The 6,556-nt window shown below is 68.4% G+C and carries 7 protein-coding genes; 3 read left to right on the plus strand and 4 right to left on the minus strand.

The window, feature by feature from the left end; genetic code table 11:
• Positions 1-162 precede the first annotated feature (162 nt).
• The gene (gene cynS, locus MAY35_RS06945) at positions 163-615 is read left to right on the plus strand and encodes a cyanase (protein ID WP_238420153.1); all 453 of its coding nucleotides are present in this window, start codon (positions 163-165) and stop codon (positions 613-615) included.
• A gap of 16 nt (positions 616-631) precedes the next feature.
• On the opposite strand, the gene MAY35_RS06950 is transcribed toward cynS, so the two are convergent.
• Positions 632-2,200 (minus strand): PucR family transcriptional regulator, encoded by a 1,569-nt coding sequence (locus MAY35_RS06950; RefSeq protein WP_238420154.1) that lies wholly within the window; start codon positions 2,198-2,200, stop codon positions 632-634.
• Between the two features lie 87 nt (positions 2,201-2,287).
• Between MAY35_RS06950 and MAY35_RS06955 the strand changes: the two genes are divergently transcribed.
• Complete coding sequence (locus MAY35_RS06955; protein WP_238420155.1) at positions 2,288-2,791, plus strand: nucleoside deaminase; 504 nt, start codon at positions 2,288-2,290, stop codon at positions 2,789-2,791.
• The gene (locus tag MAY35_RS06960; RefSeq protein WP_238420156.1) at positions 2,788-3,774 is read left to right on the plus strand and encodes an isopenicillin N synthase family oxygenase; all 987 of its coding nucleotides are present in this window, start codon (positions 2,788-2,790) and stop codon (positions 3,772-3,774) included. Before MAY35_RS06955 ends, MAY35_RS06960 begins: the two co-directional genes overlap by 4 nt.
• A 15-nt stretch (positions 3,775-3,789) precedes the next feature.
• On the opposite strand, the gene MAY35_RS06965 is transcribed toward MAY35_RS06960, so the two are convergent.
• The 3 genes from MAY35_RS06965 to MAY35_RS06975 all read right to left on the minus strand — a co-directional run bounded on the left by MAY35_RS06965 (position 3,790) and on the right by MAY35_RS06975 (position 6,176).
• Positions 3,790-4,713, minus strand: a complete 924-nt coding sequence (locus MAY35_RS06965; RefSeq protein ID WP_238420185.1) for an arabinofuranosidase — start codon at positions 4,711-4,713, stop codon at positions 3,790-3,792.
• Positions 4,714-5,149: 436 nt separating this feature from the next.
• Entirely contained in the window at positions 5,150-5,701 is a 552-nt protein-coding gene (locus tag MAY35_RS06970; RefSeq protein WP_238420157.1) for a putative immunity protein, read from the minus strand.
• Positions 5,702-5,723: 22 nt separating this feature from the next.
• The gene (locus MAY35_RS06975) at positions 5,724-6,176 is read right to left on the minus strand and encodes a GNAT family N-acetyltransferase (protein ID WP_238420158.1); all 453 of its coding nucleotides are present in this window, start codon (positions 6,174-6,176) and stop codon (positions 5,724-5,726) included.
• Positions 6,177-6,556: the final 380 nt, after the last annotated feature.

Below are 6,556 nucleotides of genomic sequence, written 5' to 3' on the forward strand. Positions count from 1 at the left end.
GAACCGTGACATGTGAAGTGTGCCCGGCACACACCAGCGGTGGCCCGCAGCACCATTCGTGGGAATACTGACCGATGGCGCCGCGCCCGCACGACGTTCCGCGCCCGGCACGTCACCGCCAGCCGGCACCGTTTCACGTCCCACCACCGCGAGGAGAACACGATGACCACCCCGATCATGCCGAAATCCGAAGCCGCGGAACTGATCAACTCGGCGCGCATCCGCCAGGGGCTCACCTGGGCGAGCATCGCCGACACGATCGACGCGCCGCTCGTGTGGACGGTGGCGGCCCTGCTGGGCAAGCACCCGGTTCCCCCGGCGAAGGCCGCCACGGTGGTCGAACTCCTCGGCCTCGGGGAGGGTGTCGCGGAAAGCCTGCGGTTGCAGCCCACCCGGACACCTGACGAGGCGGCCACCAGCGACCCCACCATCTACCGCCTCTACGAGGCTCTCGACGTATACGGACCGGCGCTGAAAGAACTCATCCACGAGGAGTTCGGCGACGGGATCATGAGCGCGATCAACTTCAAGATCGGGTTCGAGCGCCGCGCCGATCCGAACGGCGACCGCGTCGTCGTGACGTTCGACGGCAAGTTCCTCGACTACAACTGGTGACGCCCCGCCCCCGACGTCAGGCCCCCGCGGCCAGAGACCGCAGCGCCACCATCATGGAGGCGTAGACCGACGGTTCGGTCGGATCGAACCCGAGCACCACCCTGATGCGTTCCAGACGCTGATAGAGACTCTGCCTGCCGATGTGCAGCACCTCGGCCGACCGTGTCGCACTGCATCCGTGCGCGAGATGCACCGCCAAGGTGCGCACGAGTTCGGTCGAGGCACGCTCGTCGTGAGCCGCCAGCGGCGCCGCCAGCGCGCTGAGCTCCGCGCGTACCGAGGGCTCCAACGTGCCGATCGCCTCGTCGACGAGCATCTCGCGCGCAGTGTGCACCCGGCGTCCTGCGCCGGCCGGTGACACCGCGGACGCGGCAAGACCCAGCTGCCGCGCGCACCTCCGCAGGGAGTCGGTCAGGGTTCTCGAGGCGTCCGCACCCGGGCGCGAACGGTCGATGCCCACGGGGTCGCCGACCACGATCGTCGTGCGTCCCAGCCCGGTGGATCGGGCCAGGCCGGACGCCACCCGCTCGACCGGATCGACGTCGCCGGGACCGCCGACCGGTACCGAGACGAGCGCGTACACCGTCGCGTCGACAATGCTGCGGGCCATCGAATCGAAGGCGGCGGCCGCCACCGCGGCATCGGCCATCCGCGGGTCGGGCGCCTCCGCGGCGAGCGGCACCAGCACCGACGGGCCGCCGACGGTGACACCCGCACCGGCAAGCCGAGTTTCGAGGTCGGCCCGACGCAGCGGACGCCCGTCGACAAGGTCCTCGACGAGCCTCGCCGCCAGCGCCGAACCACGCACGCCGGCGCGCGTCAACCCCACCGACACCGGTCCGGCGGCCGCTCTCAGGAGCGCCTCGGCATACGGAACCGTCGGTGCACCGGCACGTTCACCGACGACCAGACGCGCCAGCGACCGCCCCCTGCTGCGGACGGGCACCTCCGCCACCGCACGGTCGACGACGCGCCACGCGGCCGAGTCGTCGTCGACCCCGTGAGCGGACACGAGCGCGCCGGCCGCGGTCACGAGAACGACCGGCGCGTCGAGCAGGTCGGCGAGATGCCCCAGCATGGGAGCGACCCCGGCACCGGCGGCGAGGTCGTCGTGCAGGGCGTCGTCGAGAAGTGCGCGCATCCGTAGCTCGTCGACCTCACGTGCCGCGATCGAGGTGTTGACGGCTCGGCACACGTCGATGAACGGGACGACCGACCGGAGTTCGATGATCGGCAGCCGCGCGGCCGACCCCGCCCGCACCATCTCGTCCGGGACCTCGTCGAAGGTCCGCCCGACCTCGAAGGCGACGGCGGCCACCCCGCGCTCGGCCAGGTCGTGCACGTAGTGCTTGCGAGTACCGCCGTCGAGCCCGCGCAGGCCGAGCCCCGTCGTGAGCAGCAACTCTCCGCCGGTCAGCAGCGGCCCGATCTCATAGATCTCGCTGGAATGGACCCAGCGCACGGGAACGTCGAGCCGGTCGTGGCCGCACAGGATTCTGGGATCCGCGGGTGCGAGCTGGTCTCGCAGGATCTGCCGCAGGGTCGGCGTCGACACCGTGCCGCCGCGCTCGGGACTGGAAATCATGGGTCGACACTATGCAAGGCGTCTACCGGGTGCAGCACGACGTTTTGTCAGTTGTCTCGACGCGGTGCGCACGGCACGCTCGACACCATGACGCGCACGCTCCACGATCATGCCGACCTCGACCTCCCCGCACTGCTCGACGTCGCCGTCGAGGAGGCACTCACCGGTCTCGCCGAAGGCGGCATCCCGATCGGCGCGGCCCTGTTCGCCGCGGACGGCACTCTCCTCGGCCGTGGACACAACCGACGGGTGCAGGACGACGACCCGTCGGCCCACGGCGAGACGGATGCGTTCCGGGCCGCCGGACGTCAGCGCGATTACGGTTCGACGATCATGGTGACCACGCTGTCGCCGTGCTGGTACTGCTCGGGTCTGATCAAGCAGTTCGGCATCGGCACGGTGGTCATCGGCGAACACACCTCGTTCTACGGCGGCGAGGACTGGTTGCGCGACAACGCAGTTGACGTCATCGTGCTCGACGACCAGCGCTGCATCGACATGATGTCGACCTACATCGAGGCCAACCCGGCGGTGTGGAACGAGGACATCGGTCGGACCGTCGACGAGGACGCCGCGGAGGGACGGTCATGACCGGCAGTCCGATACACACGGTCGATCTGACCGCGTGGCGTTCGGGAGGGGCCGCAGCGGAATCCGTGTGCGCCGCGGTCGACGAGTCCCTGCAGAAGGCCGGCTTCCTGCTCGTCACGGGGCATGGACTCGATCCCGACCTTCCCGGCGCCCTCCGTGCCGCCGCCCGCCGGTTCTTCGCCCTGCCGTACGACGTCAAGGAACGGTATTCCGTCGGCGTCGGTGGTCGCGGTTGGATCGGGCCCGGCAAGGAGGCCAACGGCTTCTCCGAGGGCACCGAGACCCCGCCCGACCTGAAGGAGACATTCAGTTCGGGCGCGCAGACGCCGGTCGGGATCCCGGAGGTCGACGATTTCTGGTTCGCTCCCGATGTCTGGCCTACGGAGGTTCCCGAACTCCGCGAGTTGTTCACCGCGTGGACGAGTCAGATGAAGCGGCTCTCCGACGACCTGCTGGAGCTGATGGCCGCGGCACTGGGGCTCGGCGGTTCCGCTGATGCGGTCGACGCCAACCCTTTTCGCGGCTTGGCATCGAACCCGACGTGGACGTCCAACATCAATCACTACCCGCCCCTGCACGACGTCGGCGCACCCGAGCCGGGCCAGTTCCGCATCGGTCCGCACACCGACTTCGGCACCGTCACCATTCTCGACCGCGAGCCGGGGGCTGGTGGGCTGCAGGTGTACAGCGACGACGGCGGTTGGGCCGACGCGCCCTGGGACCCCGAGGCGCTGACGGTGAACATCGGCGACATCCTCGAGTACTGGTCGGCAGGACGATGGCCGGCGGGACGACACCGCGTGCTGCCCCCGCAGCCCGACGCACCCGCGGAGGACCTGGTGTCGCTGATCTACTTCTACGAACTCGACCACGACGCCACGGTCGTCCCGGTGTCCCCGCCGATCGGGCGACGGTCGGGACTGCCCCCGGTGGTCTCTGGGGACTTCATCAGACAACGCCTGGACGCGATCACCGTCGGGTGAGCTCGGGCGCGTCGATCAGGCCGCTTCGCGCATGACCCCGATGTGGCGGACCGTTCCGGAGATGCCGGGGATCTGTTTGACCGGCGTCCAGGTGCGCATGCCGTCGGTGCTGTCGGAGTACAGGTATCGGCCGTTCCGGTAGGCATCGAGATACATCCGCCAGGCGCCGTTCGGAAGCTGGACGACGGCCGGACCTTCCACGAGCAGACCCCAGTTGCCCGGCGGCACGAACCGGTACGGCCCCAGCAACGACGCCGCGACCGCGTGCTGGATGAACTTCTTCGTCTCGTTTTTGGTGAACGCGTGGTAGGTCGGGCCCACCTTGATGACCGTGGTGTCGATGTGGTCCGCGCCGATGCTCAGCAGCGGGACGGGCGGGCTCCACATCCGCAACCCGGGATCGAGGGCCGTCATCACATAGGGAACGAAGCCACCACCGGTCGACATCGACAGGATGACGTTGACCCGACCGCCTTCGACGAACCATTCGGGGGCCCAGGCCTTGGTCGTGAACGGCGACAACGACGGACCGTCACTCGAACCCGCCGACCCGGAGGACCCGGGCCCGCTCGACGAACCGAATCCCCTGCCGTCACCCGTGCCCGGCAGGAACGCACAGCACAGCGGCACCGGCCAGTTGTAGAGGAAGTTCCAGGTGATGCGGTCGCGGCTGCGCGCGAAACCGATGTTCGCACCGTCGGCGGTCGTGTACGTCACGTAGTACCAGCCGTCGGTGTGCCGGAAGATGCTCGCATCGCGGACGTACCCCGTCGGCGGGCGGTAGGCGGACTTGCGCACCATCCGGTACTCGAGCCCGTCGGTCGATTCGTACACATCCATGTCGCGTGCGCTCGAGTTGCTGAAGGCCACCATCGTGTACCGCCAGCCCGTGGGGGCGGCATCGCTGCCGCCCGGCGTCGGGACGAGCAGTCCCGCCATGGCGAACAGCAGCACGAGGGCCGAGACCGCGGTCCGCTGGGAAACGTTCACCGCAGCAGTATCGGGGACGATCGCCGGCGATGGGCGACTTTGCGGCGAACACGTGACGCCGCGGACGCGACGGCCGCACGGGCCAGGTGGGCGCCGTGCGGCCGTCAGCGATGATTCAGACCCGAAAGGCCCTCGTCGAGCTAGCTTCCGTTGGCGTAGAGCGCCAGGAGCGGACCGATGAAGGCGAGCAATGCGGTGAGACCGAGTTCAGACGAGGACACTGGATACCTTTCGACATGAGACAACTCCGACGACCGGTGAACCCGACTGCGCTCACCGGCCAGGCAACACCATCCCATGCCGCGATTCGTTTGTCACGCAAATGAGCGACAAGATCCGCTCGCGCACAGAGTATTTGAGCAAACCGAGCGGCCATTCGTCTGAGTCAGACGTCCAAGTCGGGTCGTAGTCTCGACGCCCGCAATCGCCTGTCGAGATCGGCCATCAAACGCGAACCCCGCGACGCGCCGCCGCGTGATTCGGGGTACCGGCACAGCACGTCGACGAGCTCGGGCGGTGTCCGTCGGCAGACGACCTCGATCATCTCGCTTCCGACAACCGGGTCGCCGCCGCTCTCGAGTTCGGCGACAAGGGCCCGGTTCGCCGCGGCCCGAAGGATGTGCCCGACCTGATGCGCTTTCGCGATCGGATGCAGATAGGCGGCCGCAGCGGCGTCACCAGCGGATTGTGCGGCCAGTCGCGCGGCCTCCGACGGCGCGGCCTTGGCGGCACGGTGCGCCTCGAAGGCCGCGGTCCGCTGCCGGGCGGACCTGGGAGCGCCGCCGACGAATTGACGCGCCGCCTCGATCGCCGCACGCGGGCGCTCGTCGCCGGGCTGCGCTCGCTCGAAGACCGGCAGCACTTCCGTGGCCCACTGGGTGGCGTAACGCACGACGACGCGCAGGTCGTCGTCGGTCAACTCGAAGTCCGCGGCCATCGGGCGAACGGTAGCAGCGTCCTCACCCGGTCGTGGGCACCCCGCCACCACCGGGGTCGCGGAGCATCGAATGTACGACGAGCCCATCATCGACCGGAGTTGTTGCGGTGACGACGAATCCGGACCGTTCGTAGATCATCACGTTGCGAGAGTCGGAGGTCTCGAGCGCAACTCTCACCCCCGGCGGATTCATCTCGTCGACGACGGCCAACCCGGCTCGCACCAGCGCGCTCCCCAGACCTCGACCCTGGTTGTCCGGGTGGACGCCGAGTGTCGCAAGATTCCAGGCGCCCTCGGGAGGCGCGGGAGTGTGAGCCCGGGCTACCGCGATCAATCGGTCGCCGTGCAGGTCGGCCACCTCTGTCTGGAACTGTTCGTCCGGCTCCGGCGTATCCGGGGGCAGCAGCGCGACCACACCGGACAGATCCTGGGTGACCAGCACGATTCCGTGATCGACGGCGAATCCCAGATACATCCGTTGAAGACGTTGCAGCCGATCCGCATAACCGTCGGCCGGGATGGACCATCGTGTCCAGGGATAGGCGTCGAAAGCCGCCGCGAGAGCGCGGGCCGCATCGTCGAGATCCGCGGCGGTTGCGTAGTCGATGAAAATGTCCCTGCCCGCGCGAGTTACGTTGGTGCCGGTGATCGGCGGATCACTATACCGTGGAGGCGCATTCGTTCGACAACGTTTTTTTGTGTGGAGACGCGTCTCGGGAAATCCGTTGCACGTAGGTCAGAAACACCTGAGACGCGGCGTGGAGCTTGCCAGGAAATCCGCAGGATTTCTGTAGCTCTACTCACATCGGGCCCGGGCATCGTTGTGGCGTGAACACGCCCCAGACCCCCATGCCC

The organism is Gordonia sp. 'Campus' (genome assembly GCF_022206305.1).
GTDB lineage: Bacteria > Actinomycetota > Actinomycetes > Mycobacteriales > Mycobacteriaceae > Gordonia.

Coding starts and splice junctions, on each gene's coding strand:
- cynS (WP_238420153.1), top strand. CDS start 163: ATGACCACCCCGATCATGCCGAAATCCGAAGCCGCGGAACTGATCAAC.
- MAY35_RS06950 (WP_238420154.1), bottom strand. CDS start 2,200: ATGATTTCCAGTCCCGAGCGCGGCGGCACGGTGTCGACGCCGACCCTG.
- MAY35_RS06955 (WP_238420155.1), top strand. CDS start 2,288: ATGACGCGCACGCTCCACGATCATGCCGACCTCGACCTCCCCGCACTG.
- MAY35_RS06960 (WP_238420156.1), top strand. CDS start 2,788: ATGACCGGCAGTCCGATACACACGGTCGATCTGACCGCGTGGCGTTCG.
- MAY35_RS06965 (WP_238420185.1), bottom strand. CDS start 4,713: ATGGCGGGACTGCTCGTCCCGACGCCGGGCGGCAGCGATGCCGCCCCC.
- MAY35_RS06970 (WP_238420157.1), bottom strand. CDS start 5,701: ATGGCCGCGGACTTCGAGTTGACCGACGACGACCTGCGCGTCGTCGTG.
- MAY35_RS06975 (WP_238420158.1), bottom strand. CDS start 6,176: ATGTATCTGGGATTCGCCGTCGATCACGGAATCGTGCTGGTCACCCAG.